This is a genomic window from Pseudomonas sp. TMW22089 (genome assembly GCF_022496645.1).
Lineage (GTDB): Bacteria > Pseudomonadota > Gammaproteobacteria > Pseudomonadales > Pseudomonadaceae > Aquipseudomonas > Aquipseudomonas paraversuta.
Genome location: NZ_SCFG01000023.1, coordinates 23437 through 42716 on the forward strand (window position 1 = coordinate 23437; position 19280 = coordinate 42716).

Consider the following 19280-nt stretch of genomic DNA (forward strand, 5'->3'; position numbering starts at 1 on the left):
CGCTGCCCGGTTACTGGAACACCGGACGCAGGAAGCTGCGCTCGTAACTGACAATGCAGCGGTTGTCCTCTGCCAGCTTGAACGCCGCGATACACTCGGGGTCGGTTTTAGAGCGCTCGCGGTAGTCTTCATAGGCTGCCAGGGAGGGGAACGAAAACATGGCCAGCGCTATGTTGTTGGCGCCTTCCGATGGCAGGAAGTAGCCGTGGTGGATGCCACCGAATTTCTCTACCAGCGGGATCCACAACCGCCCGTACGCTTCGAATTCGGCCAGTTTGTAAGGGTCAATCACATAGCGCAGATGGCAGGTAATCATGTCTTCAGTCCATGGCGTAAAAGGAGGCCGAGACTAAGCTGCGGCCTCCTCTGAGGTCAATATGCCATCACTGCGTCCCACCCGCCTTCCCCTGCAGGAGCGAGCCTTTGCAACCTGACAACAAAGAGCTTGCGAGCACGCTCGCTCCTACAGGGGGCGGTATGCGTCAAACAGCGTGCAGGCGGTCATCCTCGGCATAAATCGCCGTGTGCATACCACCCTCCGCATCCCGCCAGGCGCGGTACATGCCGGGGGTGTTGAAGCTCAGAACGGTCTCGCCCGAAGGGGATACCGCCACTACGCCGCCGCTGCCTCCCAGTTCCTTGAGCTCGCCCTGCACCACCGCCTCACAGGCCTGGTCCAGGCTCGATCCCACCAGGCGGATACGCGACGCGATGTTATGGGCGACCACAGTGCGGATAAAGAATTCGCCGTGCCCGGTGGCCGAGATGGCGGCACTGCGGTCATCGGCCCAGGTACCGGAGCCGATCAGCGGCGAGTCGCCTACCCGACCGTAGCGCTTGTTGGTAATGCCACCGGTGGAGGTGGCTGCTGCCACATGCCCGTTGCAGTCCAGGGCCACAGCGCCCACGGTGCCGAATTTCTTTTCAATGCCCCCCGGCTCCAGCATCAGGGTCTCGGGTTGCTGTTGCTGGGCGGCCCACTGCCGACGGCGCAAGGGCGTGTCATACCAATCGTTGCTGACATGCTCCAGCCCCGCTTGCTCGGACAGGAACAGATCGGCGCCGGTACCGGCCAGCAACACATGTTCACTGTGCTCAAGCACCGCCCGCGCTCCGCAAATCGGGTTGCGCACATGGTGCACACCCGCCACTGCACCTGCCTCCAGGTTGGCGCCGTTCATGATCGCGGCGTCCAGTTCATGATCGCCGCAGTGGGTAAAGACAGCGCCTTTTCCGGCATTGAACCAGGGGCACTCCTCCAGCTCGACCACGCTGGCCTGCACCGCATCCAGGCTGCTACCGCCGCGCTCCAGCACTGCAACCCCGGCCTTGAGCGCCTGCAACAACGCCTGGTGGATCGCCTGTTCGTCGTCTTCAGTCAGCATGCCGGGCATCAGTACGCCGGCGCCACCGTGCAAGGCCATGGCAATAGAAGGGGTCATTGTGCATGCACTCCGTGGTTGATGATCTGGCTCAAAAAACGTTGGGTTCGCGGGGATTCAGGGGCCGAGAAAAACCGCTCGGGCGGGGCCTCTTCAACAATTTCGCCCTGATCCATAAATACAATCCGGTCCGCGACCTTGCGCGCGAAACCCATCTCGTGGGTCACACAGATCATGGTCATGCCTTCATGGGCCAGACTGGTCATCACCTCCAGGACCTCGGCAATCATTTCCGGGTCCAGGGCCGAGGTCGGTTCATCAAACAACATGACTTTGGGCTGCATGCACAACGCCCGGGCTATCGCGATACGTTGCTGCTGGCCGCCGGACAACTGGGACGGAAACTTGTTGGCATGGTCGCGCATCTTGACCTTGTCCAGCAGGCTCAGGGCGCGCTCGATGGCCTGGTCCTGGGGCACGCCAAGGTTGGAGGTTTGCGCCAGGGTGCAGTTTTTCAGCACGGTGAGATGGGGGAACAGATTGAAGTGCTGAAAGCACATGCCGACCTGACGACGAATGCGCTCCAGCCCCTTGACGCTGCCATTGAGCTCCTCCCCCAGCACCTCGACTGTGCCTTGCTGGTGTTGTTCGAGCTGGTTGATGCAGCGGATCAGGGTCGACTTGCCCGAACCCGAAGGCCCGCAAATCACCACCTTCTCCCCCGCTTCAACGTTCAGGGAAATATTTTTCAGTACGTGGGCATTACCGAACCATTTGTTCAATTGCTCGATGCGCACCATCAGGGCTGGATCGGACTTGGCTTTGCTGATCATGAGCGGCTCTGCTCCATACGTTGTTCAAGGTGTCGGGCGTAGCGCGACAGTGCAAAACAGATGACAAAGAAATAAATCGCCAGGAACACATAGATTTCGTGGCCGTACTCGACCCACTCAGGGGTGACGGCGGTGCTCATGGCAATGCCCACGATGTCCAGTACGCCGACAATCATCACCAGCGTGGTCTCTTTGAACAGGCCGATAAACTGCGTCAGCAACGGCGCAATGGATTGCTTGAGCACCTGCGGCAGGATGATCTGGCCCATGGTTTTCCAGTAGCCGAAGCCCAGTGCCTGGGCTGCTTCGTACTGGCCCCTGGGCAGATTCTGCAAGCCGCCACGCAGGGTCTCGGCCATGTAGGCTGCGGTGAACAGGATCAACACCAGCTGCACCCGCAGCAGGATGTCAAAAGCCGAACCCGGCGGCAGGAACAGTTGAATCATCAGCGACGCCATGAACAGCAGCGAGATCACCGGCACCGAACGCACCAGCTCGATGTACAGCACGCACAGCAGGCGGACCACCGGCAGTTTGGAGCGTCTGCCCAGGGCCAGCAGAATTCCCAGCGGCAAGGCGAAAATCATCCCGGCCGTGCCGAGGAACACCGTTACCAGCATCCCGGCGAACCTGGTCGAAGATACCTCCGGCAAACCGGCGCCGCCCTTGAGCAGCCACCACATCACGATGGGCAGCAACGCCAGGTAAGCCAGGAGCAGGCGACGGTCCAGGCGCTTGAAAAACAGCAGCCCGAACGCCGAACCCGCCAGCACAAATGACAGGGTCACCCGCCACTGTTCGGCCTGGGGATAGAAGCCATAGACAAACAGGTTCCAGCGCTGGGTTATCGGCAACCAGCAAGCCCCGGCAGGGTTGCAATCCCTGGCATGTTCGCCAACGAAGGTGGCATCAAAAACCAGCCAGTTGAGGGCCGCGGGCACGCACCAGCACAGCAGTGCAATCACCCCGAGGGTCAGCAAACTGTGGCCCGCGCTGGGGAACAGCTGGCTGCGGGTCCAGGTCAGCACGCGCCGGGTCCAGGGCAGTCGTGGCGGCGCCAACGGCAGCGTCAGTGCTTGATTCATTGCAGTCATGTTCAGTGCCCCCTCTGGCCGATACGGTGGTTGTAGATGTTCATCCCCAGGGAGATCACCAGGCTGATTGCACAGTAAGTGCCCATCACCAGGGCGATGCACTCAATGGCCTGGCCGGTCTGGTTCAGGGTGGTGCCGCCGGTGGACGACACCAGCTCCATGAAACCGATGACTACCCCCAGCGAGGAGTTCTTGACGATGTTGAGGTAGGTGTTGGTGATCTGCGGAATCATCGGGTAGATCGCTTGCGGCACGATCAGCTGGCGCATGGTTGAGCCGGACTTGAAGCCCAGTGCCCTGGCTGCTTCGTACTGGCCGCGATGAACCGACTCGATGGCGCCGCGCACGATTTCGGCGATGTAACTGGCGCTGTAGAACGACAGGGCCAGACACAGGGCGAGCATTTCCGGTACCAGGGTGATCCCGCCCTTGAAGCCGAAGCCACGCTGCACCGGCACCTCCCACTGCACCTGGGCCCCGCTCAAGGCGTACACCAGCAACGGCAGCAACAGGGCCCCGGCCAACAGTGCCGGCCAGCGCCGGGAAGCAAACCCGCGCCACGGCGCACGGGCATCCTTGACTCGACAAAACCCATAGCCCAGCAAGGTGCCCAGGGCCATCAAGGTCAGGCCCCAACCCACCAGGCTGCCCTGCTCAAGCCAAGGCAGGGTGAGGCCGTTGTTGTTCAAAAACACCACGCCGGCCAGTGAAGCCGAGTGTTTGACCCCGGGCAAGGCCAGGACCAGCCCGTACCACCACACCAGATGCACCACCAGCGGCACATTGCGCAGAAACTCGACGCAGGTGCCGCTCAGGCGCTTGATCAGCCAGTTGTCCGAGACCCTGGCCAGGCCCAGTGCGCCACCCAGCAGGGTCGCCAGCACAATGCTCAGCACCGACACCAGCAAGGTGTTGAGCAGGCCCACCAGATAAGCCCGGGCGTAGGTCGCGTCCGGGGTGTAGTCAATCAGCGAGAAACTGATGTCGTAACCGGCACGCTGAGATAAAAAACCGAATCCCGAGGCGATATTCAGGTGTTTGAGGTTCAACGCGGCGTTACTGGCGAGCAAATAAAAGACTGCCGCAACCAGGGCCAGTACCAGCCCCTGCTGCAACACACTGGACAGACGCAGATTGGGCGAACGATGGGTCGACATAAGCGTAATTCCCTTAACGAATCGGCGGTGCATACATCAAGCCATGGTCTTTCCAGCTGCGGTTCAACCCGCGGGGAATGTTCAGGGCTGTCTGCTGGCCGAGGTTACGGTCGTAGATCTGCGCGTAATTGCCCACTTGCTTGAGGGCGCGGTATGCCCAGTCATTGTCCAGGCCAAAGGATTGACCGATGGTGCCTTCAGTCCCCAGCAAACGGGCGATATCGGTTGATGCCGTTTTACTGGTGCGTAACTGGTCGACGTTGTCCGAGGTCACGCCCAGCTCTTCACCGGTCATCAGCGCGTAGGCGGTCCAGGTCACGATGTTGCGCCAGGTGGTGTCACCCTGGGCGACGAAAGCGCCCAGAGGCTCCTTGGAGATCACTTCGGGCAGCAGCGCGTAGTCCTGGGGGTTGTTCATCAGCGCCAGGCGTGCGGCCAGGCCCGAGGAGTCGTTGGAGATGGCATTGCAGCGCCCGCGCTGGAAGGCCGCGTACAGCTCGGGGCTTTTCTCGATGACCACGGTTTTATAGGTCAGGCCACGGCGGCCGAAATAGTCCTCCAGGTTCTGCTCGGAGGTGGTGCCCGGTGACAGGCAAAAGGTTGCGCCGTCCAGATCGGTGAGTTTTTCGATGCCGTCGGCGGCGTGGGTCATAAAGCCCTGGCCGTCATAAAACCAGACGGTGGTGAAATCCACCCCCAGGTTGGCTATCCGCTCGGCCGTCCAGGACGCGGCGCGGGACAGAATGTCGATTTCCCCGGACGCCAGGGCGGTAAAGCGGTTTTTGGCGGTGGTGGTCAGGTACTCGACCTTGTCCGCATCGCCCAGCACCGCGGCAGCCACTGCCCGGCAGAGATCCACGTCCATGCCGGTCCAGCGCCCCTTGTCATCGATCAGGGAAAAGCCCGGTTTGTCGCCGGCTACCCCACAGCGCACAGAGCCATGGGCTTTGACTTTATCCAGCACACCTGCCTGGGCGGTTTGGACACAGGTGGCGAGCAGTGCCAGTACGGGCGCTCCAAGCAAAAGCTTCACCCTATTCAATTTGTGCATATCATTGCCCCTTTAAAAATTCTTCTTGTTATGCCTGACGACCACAGTTCAACGGCAGGTGGCGTGTGATGGGCACAATAAAGACAGAGCCACGGGCCGGATAGCGACTCTTGATCCACAATGCTGGACGCCCTATCGAATATTGGAATAACTCTATGAATATCGACTGGTATGAAGACTTTCTCGCCCTGGCCGATACCGGCAAGTTCACTGCGGCTGCCAGCATGCGTGGCTCGTCGCAATCGGCGTTGAGCCGGCGCATTCAGTTACTTGAAGGCCACCTGGGCGCGACCCTGGTGGACCGCGACCGCAACCCGGTGCGCCTGACGGCTGCCGGCGAAGCCCTGCTGCCGAATGCCGTGGAACTGGTGCGCATGGCCCGGGACTGCGAGCAGAGCGTAAGAGTGCTGAACCGGCCGCTGACATTCGCCTCGTTGCACACCCTGGCCTGCAACTTTTTCCCGGGCTGGATCAGCCGGCTCAACAGCCCTGAGGCGCCCCTGTTTACCCGGATCGATACCGGTTATCGCAGCACCGATGATTACTACATGGCGCTGATGTCGGGACGTTGCGATTTCATCCTGTTCTACCGCGACGCCAAGACTGCGCCCTACTCCCGTCAGAGCGAGTTCGAGGTCAAGTCCCTGGGCCAGGACGAACTGTACTGGGTCGCCACCCCGGCCCTGGCCGCGCACTGTGCGCAGACCGATGCGCCGATCCCGCTGTTGAGCTACTCGCGCAGTGCGCAACTGCATGAACTGTCGCGCACCCAGATCAACCGCCATCCACAACCACAGCGCCTGCTGCAGGTGTTCGAAGCGACCGTATCCGAAGCCCTGAAACCCATGGTCGCCAGCGGCCAGGGCGTGGCGTGCATGCCCCACAGCATGGTCGCGCCCCTGATCGAGCGGCAGGAACTGGTGCGCTTGTACCCGGACATGGAATCGGACCATCTGGAAGTGATTCTGGTGCGCTGGCGGGATAACCGTAATCCCCAGGCCGATGCGTTTTGGCAGAGGTTGTAGCCAGGTCTACCGGCGCCACAGCCTTCAATATGGGCCCGGCAAAAAGCTCGCGAGGCAAGCTCGCTCCTGCATGGGTCCGGAACGGGCAGGGTTTATCATCACATCGCTGGCTGAGCAGGTACGACTTTAGATAAGCTCTGCGTCCCCCATCAGCAACCAGCGGTAAGCGCATGTTTGAAGTCACCGAGGTCCCCATCGCCCAACTGCGCGCCGCGCTCGAGTCCGGACAGGTAACGGCGGTTGAGCTGGTGCAGGCTTATCTTGCCCGCATCGATGCCTATGACACGCCCGATACAGCCACTGCCCTCAATGCCGTGGTGGTGCGCAACCCTGAGGCGCTGGCCGAAGCGCAGGCCAGCGATGCACGGCGGGCCAAGGGGCAGACCCTGGGACCTCTGGACGGCATCCCCTACACCGCCAAGGACAGCTATCTGGTGAAAGGGCTGACCGCAGCGTCGGGCAGCCCCGCCTTCAAGGACCTGGTGGCCCATCGCGATGCGTTTACCATCGAAGGCCTGCGTGGCGCCGGGGCCATTTGCCTGGGCAAGACCAATATGCCGCCCATGGCCAACGGTGGCATGCAGCGCGGGGTATATGGCCGGGCCGAGAGCCCGTATAACGCCGATTACCTCACCGCGCCCTTTGCCTCGGGCTCATCCAACGGTGCAGGCACGGCAACCGCAGCCAGTTTTTCGGCCTTTGGTCTGGCGGAAGAAACCTGGTCCAGCGGACGTGGCCCGGCCTCGAACAATGGTTTGTGCGCCTATACCCCATCGCGCGGGGTGATTTCGGTGCGCGGCAACTGGCCGCTGACCCCGACCATGGACGTGGTGGTGCCGTTTGCCAGAACCATGGCCGACCTGCTTGAAGTACTGGACGTGGTCGTGGCCGAAGACCCGGACACCCGTGGTGATCTGTGGCGCCTGCAGCCCTGGGTACCGATCCCGGCAGTGGCCTCGGTGCGCCCTGCCTCTTATGCAGAGCTCAATGCCGGCGCTGACGCACTGGCAGGCAAGCGCTTTGGCATACCGCGCATGTACATCAATGCCGACCCCGAAGCGGGCACGGCCGAAGCACCGGGTATTGGCGGCCCGACCGGCCAGCGGATCATTACCCGGGCCTCGGTGATCGAGCTCTGGCAAGCCGCGCGTCAGGCCATTGAAGCCCGGGGTGGTGAAGTGATCGAAGTCGACTTCCCGCTGGTGTCCAATTGCGAGGGTGACCGCCCCGGAGCACCCACCGTGTTTACCCGCGGTCTGGTGTCCAAAGAGTTTTTGCATGATGAGTTGTGGGAGCTGTCGGCCTGGGCGTTTGACGACTTCCTGCGGGCCAATGGTGATCCGAAACTTGGCTGTCTGGCAGCCGTTGACGGTGCACTGATCTTCCCCCACGACCCGGGAACCTTGCCCAATCGCGAAGATGAACTGGCGGCGGGCATGGATGAATATGTGCGCATGGCCGAGCGCGGCATTACCCCGTGGGACCGGATCAGTACCGTGCCGGATGGCCTGCGCGGCCTGGAGCAGACCCGCAGGATTGACCTGGAGGACTGGATGGATGGTCTGGGTCTGGATGCAGTGCTGTTCCCGACGGTTGCCGATGTAGGGCCGGCGGATGCGGATGTGAATCCGGTATCTGCGGATATTGCGTGGAGCAATGGGGTTTGGGTTGCCAACGGTAACCTGGCGATCCGGCATCTGGGTGTGCCGACGGTGACGGTGCCTATGGGTGTGATGGCGGATATTGGCATGCCGGTGGGGCTGACCTTTGCCGGTCGGGCCTATGATGATTCGGCGTTGTTGCGGTTTGCTGCGGCGTTTGAAGCCACCGGCAGCAAACGCCTGATCCCGCCGCGTACGCCGCCATTGGCATAAGTTTTGGCTTTGGGTTTTAAAGACGATGTCCTGCCGCCACTCGATAGCCGAAACGACGCGGATGCCCATCACAGAAGGCCGAACGCAGGGGCTGTTGTGGGGGTGGCGAGGCAGGACGCCGAGCCAGCCGTGTCGGGCCATGAATACCGCGTATATATCCGTTTGATGTATCACGGCTCTCTACGGGTTCCGCCCTTACGGCGGCTCACTTTTGTCAAACAGCCACAAAAGTAAGCAAAAAGGCCTTGCCCCAGCGTACGGCCTTCGCTGCGCTCAGGTTCCCTCGCTCCGGTCCCGCTCCGTGGCCACGCCGTGACGGGCCATCCATGGCCCAACACGGCTCTCCCGGCATCCATGCCGGGAGGACCACTACGCAGAACCTCCTCTCAGCCTCCCGAAGGGGCCAGTAGATCAAGATCAAAAGCAGATCAAAAGCAGATCAAAAGCAGATCAAAAACGCCCCTGTAGTCGCTGTTTTGCTTTTTGCTTTTTGCTTTTAAAGGAGATGTCCCTGCCGCCACTGGATAGTCGGAACGACGCGGATGCCCATCACAGAAGGCCGAACGCAGGGGCTGTTGTGGGGGTGGCGAGGCAGGACGCCGAGCCAGCCGTGCCGGGCCATGGATGGCCCGTCACGGCGTGCCCCCACAACAGCGCCGGAGTGAGGGTACCGGGCGAGCCTAGGCGAGCACGGCCGTATGGTAGGGCACAGACCTTTTGGGTACTTTTGGGGCGTTTGCCAAAAGTACCTCGCCGTAAGGGCGAAACCTGTATTTCAGATAAACGCCTGTGCAGGATATGTATCCGGTAGATCTATAAATCCCACCGTGTACATATCCGTTTGATGTATCACGGCTCTCTACGGGTTTCGCCCTTACGGCGAGTCCCTTTTGTCAAACAGCCACAAAAGGAACCAAAAAGGCCTTGCCCCAGCGTACGGCCTTCGCTGCGCTCAGGTTCCCTCGCTCCGGTCCCGCTCCGTGGCCACGCCGTGACGGGCCATCCATGGCCCAACACGGCTCTCCCGGCATCCATGCCGGGAGGACAACTACGCAGAACCTCCTCTCGGCCTCCCGAAGGGGCCAGTAGATCAAGATCAAAAACAAATCAAAAGCAGATCAAAAGCAGATCAAAAGCAGATCAAAAACGACCTGTAGGCGCTGTTTTGCTTTTTGCTTTTTGCTTTTTGCTTTTTGCTTTTAAAGACGATGCCTCTACCGCAACTCGATAGTCGAAACGACGCAGACGCCCATCACAGGAGGCCGAACGCAGGTGCTGTTGTGGGGGTGGCGAGGCAGGACGCCGAGCCAGCCGTGCCGGGCCATGGATGGCCCGTCACGGCGTGCCCCCACAACAGCGCCGGAGTGAGGGCACCGGGCGAGCCTAGGCGAGCTCGGCCGTATGGTAGGGCGCAGACCTTTTGGTTCCTTTTGGGGCGTTTGCCAAAAGGGACTCGCCGTAAGGGCGAAACCGGTAAATCGCCGTTGCGCATTGAACGGATATGTACCTAGTTCAAGCAACTGGAATACCGCGTACATATCCGTTTGTGCATCCCAAAGACGCCAGCAACACCCCTTAGCGGGTTTGCGCAACTATCTGCGATGCCGCAAGCATCGCCTTGAGCAACACCGCACATCCCGCCGCCAGATCCCCGGGATCGGCATTCTCGATCTCGTTGTGACTGATCCCCCCCTCACAGGGCACAAAAATCATCCCCGCCGGACCCAGCTCGGCCAGGAAGATCGCGTCATGCCCTGCCCCGCTGACGATGTCCATGTTGGATAACCCCAACTCATTGGCCGCGTCGCGCACCGCATCCACACAATCCGGGTTGAAGTACAACGGCGGGAAGTCCGCAGTCGGGGTCAGTTCAAAACTCAGGCCATGCTGCTTGCAGGTGGCTTCGATCACTCCACGCACTTGCTCGATCATCGAGTCCAGTCGCTCCGGCAACAGGTGACGGAAATCCAGAGTCATGCGCACTTCGCCCGGGATTACGTTGCGTGACCCCGGATAGGCTTGCAGGCAACCCACGGTGCCACAGGCATGGGGCTGATGGCTCAAGGCGGCCTGGTTGACCGCGGCCACCACGGCCGCAGCGCCGACCAGGGCGTCTTTGCGCAGGTGCATGGGCGTCGGTCCCGCGTGGGCTTCTACGCCGCGCAGGTTGAGGTCGAACCATTTTTGCCCCAGAGCGCCAAGCACCACGCCTATGGTTTTGCGTTCGTCTTCAAGGATCGGCCCTTGCTCGATATGGGCTTCGAAGTAAGCACCCACCGGGTGGCCACTGACTTTGCGGCTGCCGGCATAACCAATGGCATTCAGGGCCTCGGCAACCGTTACACCCTGGGCGTCGGTCTTGGCCAGGGTTTCTTCAAGGGTGAATTTTTCCGCAAATACCCCGGAGCCCATCATGCACGGCGCAAACCGCGAGCCTTCTTCATTGGTCCACACCACCACTTCCAGCGGGGCTTGTGTCTCGATGTTGAGGTCATTGAGCGTGCGCAGTACTTCGACACCCGCCAGCACTCCGTAGCAACCGTCAAACTTGCCGCCGGTGGGCTGGGTATCGATATGGCTGCCGGTCATTACTGGCGGCAAGTCCGGGTTGAGCCCGGGACGACGGGCGAAAATATTGCCCACCGCGTCGACACTGACCGTGCAGCCCGCTTCTTCACACCAGCGTACGAAGATGTCCCGGGCCTGACGGTCGAGGTCGGTCAGGGCCAGGCGACAGACCCCGCCTTTGACTGTGGCTCCCAGTTGCGCCAGCTCCATCAGCGAGGCCCAGAGGCGCTCTCCATTGATGGACTGCGGGCGTTGCTGCTGAAGGTCTTGTACAGCGTTCATGGCGTTTTCCTCAGGCAGTTCTTATAAGAATTGATGGGGGGGGAATTTCAAATTGCACCTTTGACCACGGTCACCTGCGGGCGGCTCAGGCGGCACAATCCGTAGTAAATCGCAGCCCCCAGTAACGACCCGGTAAACCAGCCGTAATCGTAAAACCAGCTGAAGGCGCTGCTGCCCAGTGACAACAGGGTCAGCGCAACCGGCACGCCGAAGGCAATGAAACCGTTCCAGTTCCAGGCCGGGTACACACCATCGAGGTAGAGCCCCTCAAGGTCGAGTTTTTGCTGACGGATGATGAAATAGTCCACCACCATGATCCCGGCAATCGGCCCCAGCAGGCTGGAATAGCCCAGCAGCCAGTTGGAGTACACGGTTTCAAGGCTCACGTCAGAGACCAGCAGGCCGAGTTTTTTCAGCAGTTCATGGGCCATCAAGGCCAGCCCCACCAGACCGGTCAACATCACGGCCTTGGTGCGGTTGATCAGTTTTGGCGCGATGTTCTGGAAGTCGTTGGTGGGCGAGACAATGTTGGCGGCCGTGTTGGTGGACAGCGTGGCGATGATGATCAGGGCCATGGCCAGGGCCACCCAGCCAGGACTCTGGATGTGACCAATGAGGCTCACCGGATCGGACACCGTGACGCCCACCAGTTTTTCCGAGGCAGCGGTCAGCACTACCCCCAGCGCGGCGAACAGAAACATGGTCAGGGGCAAACCGAATATCTGGCCCAGAATCTGGTCTTTCTGGCTTTTGGCGTAGCGGCTGAAGTCCGGGATATTCAGGGACAGGGTCGCCCAGAAACCGACCATGGCGGTCAGGCCGGCAAAGAAGTATCCGTACACGCTGGCACCCTCGGGGCGCTTGGGCGGCTGGGCCAGCAACTCGGTCATTGACACGTTTGGTAACGCCCAAACCAGCAAGCCGATACCGACCAGTACCAGCAGCGGGGCCGACAGGGTTTCAAGCCATTTGATCGACTCGGCACCGCGTAATACCACCCACAGATTGAGGGCCCAGAACACCATGAAGCCGATCACTTCTCCGGTGCCACCGAGGCTTTTCCAGCCTTCAAATACCGACCCCAGGAACAGGTGAATGGCCAGGCCGCCGAACAGGGTTTGAATGCCGAACCAGCCGCAGGCCACCAGGGCGCGGATCAGGCACGGAACGTTGGAGCCAAGGATGCCGAACGAGGATCGCAGCAATACCGGAAAGGGAATGCCGTACTTGGTGCCCGCAAATGCATTGAGGGTCAACGGAATCAGGACCACGATATTGGCCAGAAAAATCGCCAGCAGCGCCTCGCCCACACTGAGCCCGAAGTAGGCGGTCAATACGCCGCCCAGGGTGTAGGTCGGCACACAGATGGACATGCCGATCCACAGCGCCGTGATGTGCCATTTGTTCCAGGTGCGCTCGTGAACTTTGGTGGGCGCCATGTCGTGGTTATATCGGGGACTGTCGAGAACGTCAGTCCCGGCCTCCAGTTCGAACAACCCGTTACGTTCGGTGACTTGTGATCTGCTTGGCTGCATGCTCGTTCACTCTCTTGTTTTGGTGTTCTGGTAACAGGCGCTGCGCAATAACACAGTGCGACTCACTTGCCTGGTCCGGTGAATCCGGTTCTGGCAGCGACAATCAAGAACTGTGCCGTGTTAGTTGCCTCCCCCTGTCTATCGGCTTTCGGTACTTGCAACTGGCTGGTTTAAAAGGTTTTAACCATCAAGGCAAATGACACTCATTCCCGTTAAAGACCCTCTTTTAACTCGTTCCTCTTTTTTCATATAACAAAACGAAACAACTCGGTGCACGCTTATTTATTTTCCGCTTTAAGCCCCCGTTCGCTCAGGGCCTCAAGCGCCTGATTTAGCATAAGAAACTTCGCCTATATTTGAATCCTGTCAAGTGCGTCAAAATGGTGATGCCGTGCACTATTTTGGTGATTTAAATTAAAAACCTATATAAATCAGTTAGTTATATAAATATAAGTGCTTTAAAAATAAAGTTTGATCATTTAGCAACAACACTCTAGATTTCATTCCTGACACCAGTGACAGGAACCGATCCTGTACAACGGTCGTAATAACAACACTTAGAACCGGTTATAGCCGGTCTGCCTGCGAGGAACTCGGTATGTCACTGTTAATCCGTGGCGCTACGCTTGTGACCCATGATGAAAGTTATTGTGCTGATGTTTATTGCGCTGACGGTCTAGTCCGCGCAATTGGAACTGATCTTGATGTTCCGGCCGGCTGCGAAGTGCTCGATGGCAGCGGTCAATATTTACTTCCCGGCGGTATCGATCCGCACACCCACATGCAATTACCCTTTATGGGAACTGTGTCCAGCGAAGACTTTTTCAGTGGTACTGCTGCCGGTCTGGCCGGTGGCACAACTTCAATTATCGACTTTGTGATTCCCAACCCTCAGCAGTCCTTGCTGGAGGCCTTTCATCAATGGCGCGGCTGGGCTGAAAAATCGGCTTCGGATTACGGCTTCCACGTGGCGATTACCTGGTGGAGCGAGCAGGTGCGCGAAGAAATGGCCGAGCTGGTCAGCCACCACGGGATCAACAGCTTCAAACATTTCATGGCTTACAAAAACGCGATCATGGCCACCGACGACACCCTGGTCGCCAGCTTCGAGCGCTGCCTGGAACTGGGTGCTGTGCCCACCGTGCATGCCGAAAACGGCGAGCTGGTGTATCACTTGCAACGCAAGCTCATGGCCCAGGGCATGACCGGGCCCGAGGCCCATCCGCTGTCGCGCCCCTCCCAGGTGGAGGGCGAAGCAGCCAGCCGGGCGATCCGCATCGCGCAGACCATCGGTACGCCGCTGTACATGGTGCATGTCTCGACCCGTGAAGCGCTGGATGAAATCACCTACGCCCGCAGTCAGGGCCAGCCGGTGTATGGCGAAGTATTGGCTGGCCATTTGCTGCTGGATGAAAGCGTGTACCAGAACCCCGACTGGCAGACCGCAGCCGGCTACGTGATGAGCCCGCCCTTCCGTCCTCGCGGGCATCAGGAGGCGCTTTGGCATGGCTTGCAGTCCGGCAATCTGCACACCACGGCCACCGATCACTGTTGCTTCTGCGCCGAGCAAAAAGCCGCCGGGCGTGATGATTTCAGCCTGATTCCCAACGGCACGGCCGGCATCGAAGACCGCATGGCGGTGCTCTGGGATGAAGGCGTGAACACCGGGCGCCTTTCCATGCAGGAGTTCGTCGCACTGACCTCCACCAACACCGCGAAGATTTTCAATCTGTACCCGCGCAAAGGCACGATCCGGGTCGGGGCCGACGCCGATCTGGTGCTGTGGGACCCCCAGGGCACGCGCACCATTTCCGCCAAAACCCACCATCAAAAAGTCGACTTCAACATCTTTGAAGGCAAGACCGTGCGCGGTGTCCCCAGCCATACCATCAGCCAGGGCCGCCTGGTATGGGCCAATGGCGATCTGCGGGCGGTGCGCGGCGCCGGTCGCTATATCGAACGTGCGGCCTACCCCGCGGTGTTCGACCTGCTGAAAAAACGCGCGGAGCAGCACATGCCCGTTGCCGTAAAGCGCTGACTATAAAAACCACTGCCCGACAGAGGCAGACGATCCCCACAACCGTGAGGCAACCAACGTGATCAAGTCCCTGAACCATTTGCCGCATTCCCACCAGGATGCGGTGGCGCTGGCCAGTCATTTCACTGATCTGGCACCGCCCCTGAACGCCCGGCAGGCCGTACTGGAAAGCTCGCGCTGCCTGTATTGCTATGACGCCCCGTGTGTCAATGCGTGCCCCAGCGATATCGATATCCCGTCGTTCATTCGCAATATCCAGCAGGAGAATGTCCAGGGCGCCGCGCACAAGATCCTCTCGGCCAACATCCTGGGCGGCAGTTGCGCCCGGGTCTGTCCGACCGAGGTGCTGTGCCAGCAGGCCTGCGTGCGTAATAACGACCAGGAATGCGCCCCGGTCTTGATTGGCTTACTCCAGCGGTATGCGGTGGACAATGCGCAGTTCAGCGAATACCCGTTCACCCGGGCAGCGCCCACCGGCAAGCGTATCGCCGTAGTCGGGGCGGGCCCCGCCGGCCTGGCCTGTGCCCATCGCCTGGCCCTGCTCGGGCATGAAGTGGTGATCTTTGAAGCCAGCGAGAAAGCCGGCGGCCTCAATGAATACGGAATCGCCAAATACAAGCTGGTGGACGACTTTGCCCAGCGCGAGGTGGATTTCGTGCTGCAAATCGGTGGCATCGAGGTGCGCCATGGCCAGCGACTGGGCAGCAATCTCAGTCTGAGCGAGCTGCATCTGCAGTTCGATTCGGTGTTTCTGGCCATCGGCCTGGCAGCCAGTCGCCAGTTGGGCCTGCCCGACGAAGACGCGCCCGGTCTGCTGGCCGCCACCGACTACATCCGTGAACTGCGCCAGAGCGATGACCTGACGCAACTGCCCCTGGCCGATCGCTGCATCGTGCTGGGCGCGGGCAATACGGCCATCGATATGGCGGTGCAAATGGCCCGTCTTGGTGCTCGCGAGGTCAATCTGGTGTACCGCCGAGGCCTTGAGGACATGGGCGCCACCGGGCACGAGCAAGACATTGCCAAGGCCAATCAGGTGCGGCTGATGACCTGGGCCCAGCCACAGGAATTGCTGCTGGATGAACAAGGCCGCGTGCGCGGCATGCGCTTTGCCCGTACCCGCCTTGAAGGCGGGCGCCCGGTGAGCACCGGTGAAAGCTTTGAGCTGGCGGCAGATGCGGTGTTCAAGGCCATCGGCCAGACGTTCGATGAAAGCGCGCTGAACGATCCGCTGGCCCAGGCGTTGAAGCGTGCGGGTGACCGGATTGAGGTGGATGAGCAACTGCGCACCAGCGTACCCGGGGTCTATGCCGGGGGCGATTGCACCTCCCTGGGCCAGGATCTGACCGTACAGGCGGTACAACACGGCAAGCTGGCCGCAGAAGCCATTCATGCCCATCTCATGCTTAACCAGGAGGCAGCGTAAATGGCCGATCTCTCGATTGTTTTCGCCGGTATCAAGGCACCCAACCCGTTCTGGCTGGCCTCTGCGCCCCCCACCGACAAAGCCTATAACGTGGTCCGCGCCTATGAAGCGGGCTGGGGCGGCGTGGTCTGGAAAACCCTGGGTGAAGACCCGGCGGCGGTCAACGTGTCGTCCCGCTATTCAGCCCACTTCGGGCCTAACCGCGAAGTCATGGGCATCAACAATATCGAGTTGATTACCGATCGCTCCCTGGAGATCAATCTACGGGAAATTACCCAGGTCAAAAAAGACTGGCCGGACCGGGCGTTGATCGTGTCATTGATGGTGCCGTGCGAGGAGCAGGCGTGGAAATACATCCTGCCGCTGGTTGAGGCCACCGGCGCCGATGGTATCGAGCTGAATTTCGGCTGCCCCCACGGCATGCCTGAGCGGGGAATGGGGGCGGCGGTGGGCCAGGTGCCCGAGTACGTGGAGATGGTGACCCGCTGGTGCAAGACCTATTGCTCGCTGCCGGTGATCGTCAAGCTGACGCCCAACATCACCGATGTGCGACTCAGCGCCCGGGCCGCCCACCGCGGCGGTGCGGATGCAGTGTCGTTGATCAATACCATCAACTCCATCACCAGTGTCGACCTGGAGCGCATGGTGGCGCTGCCAATGGTCGGCAGCCAGAGCACCCACGGCGGCTATTGCGGCTCGGCGGTCAAGCCGATAGCCCTGAATATGGTGGCCGAAATTGCCCGCGATCCACAAACCCGGGGCTTGCCGATCTGCGGCATTGGCGGCATCGGCAGCTGGCGTGATGCGGCAGAATTCATCGCCCTGGGCTGTGGCGCGGTGCAGGTGTGTACCGCAGCGATGCTCCACGGGTTCCGGATTGTGGACGAGATGAAGGATGGCTTGTCGCGCTGGATGGACAGCCAGGGCTACACCAGCCTGGAGGATTTCTCCGGGCGCGCTGTGGGCAACACCACCGACTGGAAGTACCTGGATATCAATTACCAGGTGATCGCCAAAATCGACCAGGATGCCTGTATCGGTTGCGGGCGCTGCCACATTGCCTGTGAAGACACGTCGCACCAGGCCATTTCCAGCGTCAAGCTGGCCGACGGTACCCGTCGTTATGAGGTTATCGAGGACGAGTGCGTGGGTTGCAATCTGTGCCAGATCACCTGCCCGGTGGAGTCATGCATCGAGATGGTGCCACACGAAAATGGCTTGCCGTTCCTGGACTGGAACCATGATCCGCGCAATCCGTATCACGTGGCGTCCTGAAGCACGGGGCCAGCGGATAACCCCGTCGCGAGCAAGCTCGCTCCTGCAGGTCTGAGCCTGTGGGAGCCGGCTACCGCTCAGGGCTCCAGGCCGATCCCGCGCAGGATCACGCTGGTGACCGTCTGCACCGCCCGTTCGAACTGGATGTCCGACAGCGGCTGGTGATCGTTGAGGATGTTTACCTGATGGTCGAAGTCGGCGTAATGCTGGGTTGAGGCCCAGATCATGTACAGCACGCTGGCGGGCTCCACCGGCAGAATCCGCTTGTCCACCACCCATTGCCGGATCTTGGCTTCTTTCATCTTGGCCCAGTCATAGAGGCTGGCATCCAGCGCCAGGCCCAGCGAAGGAGCGCCGTGGATGATTTCGTTGGCCCAGACTTTCGAGCCGTAAGGCCGGGTGCGCGAATGGTTCATTTTGGCCCGGATATAACTGCTGAGTACCAGCCGCGGGTCGTCGTAGGTCTCGAAACACAGCGCATCCTGTTTCCACACGTCGAGCAGGCCCAGCAGCACTGCACTATAGAGCTCGGTTTTGGTGCTGAAGTAATAATGCAGGTTGGAGCGTGGCAGCTGAACTTCAGCGGCGATGTCCGCCATTGCCGCGCCCGCAAAGCCTTTTTCTGCAAAAATCTTCTCGGCGCCGAGAAGGATTTTTTCTACGTTCGCCCGGCGAATTTCAATTTTGTGATTGCTCATTGCTTATCGCCCTTGTCCTTGTGCTTCATCGATGAGCACCCTGACAATTCAGGCCCCCCCGCAGACGCAAAATATTCTCGCCCGAGGCGTCGCATAGCGCCTGTTAAGGCTACGCTTACGCTGCTACGCGACACTGAGGCAGTTTAATTCGCGGCGGGTAATTCAATCACGTCCGTTTCAATGCCATCGAGTTTGGGCTTGAGTTTCATTTTTTCCTGCGCCTCATGAGCCTGGGCTTCAGTGGCGAATGGTCCGACCAGGAAGTGTTTCACGCCCTCACGCTCATAAATATAAGGAGTGAAACCATTGTCAAGAAGCCTTCCCGTGGTATCGGTGATAGTTGCGCGCTGGCCCTCGGTGATCTCCAGCGCCCAACGGGCAACCGGGGCCTGGACCGCCGTAGCTTCAGAAGCTGCTTTAGCCCGCTGGATTTTATCGTTAGACTCCTGACCGCAAGCCGTCAAGGCCAATATTGCTGTCATCACGATGACTTTACGCACTGCGTTTCCCCTGTCTGTTTGTGTGAATCGATTTTATCACTGGGGCACCAACCATTGCTCACCTTGAACAAATCCGATTCGCCCCAATTTAAGGCTCATACGCGAGAACTTTTCCCCTGTGGGGAATTAAGTCCCTGGCGCTGACGTCTGTAATGAGCGGCGCATTTATACGCACTAAGCAGTATTCTGTAGTCATGAACGAAGCCGCACCGTCTCAGAGACGTGCCTTACAAAGCCCTCAAGGAGAAAAAAATGCTGATTCTCACCCGTAAAGTTGGTGAAAGCATAAACATTGGTGATGATATTACGATCACTATTTTAGGAGTCAGCGGGCAACAGGTCAGAATCGGCATCAACGCGCCGAAAGATGTCGCTGTTCACCGTGAAGAAATTTATCAACGCATCCAGGCAGGTCTGTCTGCCTCTGACAAAAACGATCAACCGTAAACCTCCGAGGTATCAGCCCTTGGAATGAGTGTCAGGGCTGCCCGGCCAGCCCTCCTCAATCCACGACCTCAGAGGCAACCCGTCACGCCCTCCCC

At 59.9% G+C, this 19280-nt stretch carries 16 protein-coding genes; 6 read left to right on the forward strand and 10 right to left on the reverse strand.

Translation table 11 applies throughout. The annotated features are described in order from the left end of the window. Positions 1-10 precede the first annotated feature (10 nt). The 6 genes from EQV90_RS17795 to EQV90_RS17820 form a co-directional block, all read right to left on the reverse strand. Positions 11-316 (reverse strand): NIPSNAP family protein, encoded by a 306-nt coding sequence (locus EQV90_RS17795; protein WP_010657209.1) that lies wholly within the window; start codon positions 314-316, stop codon positions 11-13. Positions 317-482: 166 nt separating this feature from the next. After that, positions 483-1442: an isoaspartyl peptidase/L-asparaginase gene (locus tag EQV90_RS17800; protein ID WP_160627914.1), complete on the reverse strand. Its 960-nt coding sequence runs from the start codon at positions 1440-1442 to the stop codon at positions 483-485. Next, positions 1439-2215 carry an amino acid ABC transporter ATP-binding protein gene (locus EQV90_RS17805; protein ID WP_003445001.1) on the reverse strand — a complete coding sequence of 259 codons (777 nt, stop codon included), beginning with the start codon at positions 2213-2215 and terminating at the stop codon, positions 1439-1441. The genes EQV90_RS17800 and EQV90_RS17805 overlap by 4 nt, the downstream gene beginning before the upstream one ends. Then, the gene (locus tag EQV90_RS17810) at positions 2212-3309 is read right to left on the reverse strand and encodes an amino acid ABC transporter permease (RefSeq protein WP_240878496.1); all 1098 of its coding nucleotides are present in this window, start codon (positions 3307-3309) and stop codon (positions 2212-2214) included. The genes EQV90_RS17805 and EQV90_RS17810 overlap by 4 nt, the downstream gene beginning before the upstream one ends. Positions 3310-3311: 2 nt before the next feature. Beyond that, positions 3312-4466 carry an ABC transporter permease subunit gene (locus tag EQV90_RS17815; RefSeq protein WP_003445004.1) on the reverse strand — a complete coding sequence of 385 codons (1155 nt, stop codon included), beginning with the start codon at positions 4464-4466 and terminating at the stop codon, positions 3312-3314. A gap of 13 nt (positions 4467-4479) precedes the next feature. Beyond that, positions 4480-5517, reverse strand: a complete 1038-nt coding sequence (locus EQV90_RS17820) for an amino acid ABC transporter substrate-binding protein (protein WP_003445005.1) — start codon at positions 5515-5517, stop codon at positions 4480-4482. Between the two features lie 155 nt (positions 5518-5672). Between EQV90_RS17820 and EQV90_RS17825 the strand changes: the two genes are divergently transcribed. Beyond that, complete coding sequence (locus EQV90_RS17825; RefSeq protein ID WP_003445006.1) at positions 5673-6542, forward strand: LysR family transcriptional regulator; 870 nt, start codon at positions 5673-5675, stop codon at positions 6540-6542. A 170-nt stretch (positions 6543-6712) separates the two neighbouring features. Continuing rightward, a complete protein-coding gene (locus tag EQV90_RS17830) occupies positions 6713-8416 on the forward strand; it encodes an amidase (RefSeq protein WP_240878497.1) in 1704 nt (567 codons plus the stop codon). 1575 nt (positions 8417-9991) lie between these two features. Here EQV90_RS17830 and EQV90_RS17835 read toward each other — a convergent pair. Further along, on the reverse strand, positions 9992-11266 hold the full coding sequence (locus tag EQV90_RS17835; RefSeq protein ID WP_003442402.1) for a Zn-dependent hydrolase: 1275 nt from the start codon (positions 11264-11266) through the stop codon (positions 9992-9994). 47 nt (positions 11267-11313) lie between these two features. Next, on the reverse strand, positions 11314-12801 hold the full coding sequence (locus EQV90_RS17840) for an NCS1 family nucleobase:cation symporter-1 (RefSeq protein ID WP_003442400.1): 1488 nt from the start codon (positions 12799-12801) through the stop codon (positions 11314-11316). Between the two features lie 598 nt (positions 12802-13399). Here EQV90_RS17840 and hydA point away from each other — a divergent pair. The 3 genes from hydA to preA are packed head-to-tail and all read left to right on the forward strand — an operon-like array spanning position 13400 to position 17540. Continuing rightward, on the forward strand, positions 13400-14839 hold the full coding sequence (gene hydA, locus EQV90_RS17845; RefSeq protein WP_003442398.1) for a dihydropyrimidinase: 1440 nt from the start codon (positions 13400-13402) through the stop codon (positions 14837-14839). 58 nt (positions 14840-14897) lie between these two features. After that, positions 14898-16265, forward strand: coding sequence for an NAD(P)-dependent oxidoreductase (locus EQV90_RS17850; RefSeq protein WP_003442396.1), 1368 nt, complete (start codon positions 14898-14900; stop codon positions 16263-16265). Further along, entirely contained in the window at positions 16266-17540 is a 1275-nt protein-coding gene (preA, locus tag EQV90_RS17855; RefSeq protein WP_240878498.1) for an NAD-dependent dihydropyrimidine dehydrogenase subunit PreA, read from the forward strand. Between the two features lie 77 nt (positions 17541-17617). On the opposite strand, the gene EQV90_RS17860 is transcribed toward preA, so the two are convergent. Both EQV90_RS17860 and EQV90_RS17865 read right to left on the reverse strand, forming a co-directional pair. Beyond that, entirely contained in the window at positions 17618-18238 is a 621-nt protein-coding gene (locus tag EQV90_RS17860; protein WP_003442391.1) for a TetR family transcriptional regulator C-terminal domain-containing protein, read from the reverse strand. A gap of 143 nt (positions 18239-18381) precedes the next feature. Next, complete coding sequence (locus EQV90_RS17865; protein ID WP_003442389.1) at positions 18382-18738, reverse strand: hypothetical protein; 357 nt, start codon at positions 18736-18738, stop codon at positions 18382-18384. Positions 18739-18990: 252 nt separating this feature from the next. Between EQV90_RS17865 and csrA the strand changes: the two genes are divergently transcribed. Next, positions 18991-19185, forward strand: a complete 195-nt coding sequence (csrA, locus tag EQV90_RS17870; protein ID WP_003442387.1) for a carbon storage regulator CsrA — start codon at positions 18991-18993, stop codon at positions 19183-19185. Positions 19186-19280: the final 95 nt, after the last annotated feature.

Coding starts and splice junctions, on each gene's coding strand:
- EQV90_RS17805 (WP_003445001.1), bottom strand. CDS start 2,215: ATGATCAGCAAAGCCAAGTCCGATCCAGCCCTGATGGTGCGCATCGAG.
- preA (WP_240878498.1), top strand. CDS start 16,266: ATGGCCGATCTCTCGATTGTTTTCGCCGGTATCAAGGCACCCAACCCG.
- EQV90_RS17825 (WP_003445006.1), top strand. CDS start 5,673: ATGAATATCGACTGGTATGAAGACTTTCTCGCCCTGGCCGATACCGGC.
- csrA (WP_003442387.1), top strand. CDS start 18,991: ATGCTGATTCTCACCCGTAAAGTTGGTGAAAGCATAAACATTGGTGAT.
- EQV90_RS17840 (WP_003442400.1), bottom strand. CDS start 12,801: ATGCAGCCAAGCAGATCACAAGTCACCGAACGTAACGGGTTGTTCGAA.
- EQV90_RS17815 (WP_003445004.1), bottom strand. CDS start 4,466: ATGTCGACCCATCGTTCGCCCAATCTGCGTCTGTCCAGTGTGTTGCAG.
- EQV90_RS17835 (WP_003442402.1), bottom strand. CDS start 11,266: ATGAACGCTGTACAAGACCTTCAGCAGCAACGCCCGCAGTCCATCAAT.
- EQV90_RS17820 (WP_003445005.1), bottom strand. CDS start 5,517: ATGCACAAATTGAATAGGGTGAAGCTTTTGCTTGGAGCGCCCGTACTG.
- EQV90_RS17860 (WP_003442391.1), bottom strand. CDS start 18,238: ATGAGCAATCACAAAATTGAAATTCGCCGGGCGAACGTAGAAAAAATC.
- hydA (WP_003442398.1), top strand. CDS start 13,400: ATGTCACTGTTAATCCGTGGCGCTACGCTTGTGACCCATGATGAAAGT.
- EQV90_RS17795 (WP_010657209.1), bottom strand. CDS start 316: ATGATTACCTGCCATCTGCGCTATGTGATTGACCCTTACAAACTGGCC.
- EQV90_RS17800 (WP_160627914.1), bottom strand. CDS start 1,442: ATGACCCCTTCTATTGCCATGGCCTTGCACGGTGGCGCCGGCGTACTG.
- EQV90_RS17810 (WP_240878496.1), bottom strand. CDS start 3,309: ATGACTGCAATGAATCAAGCACTGACGCTGCCGTTGGCGCCGCCACGA.
- EQV90_RS17830 (WP_240878497.1), top strand. CDS start 6,713: ATGTTTGAAGTCACCGAGGTCCCCATCGCCCAACTGCGCGCCGCGCTC.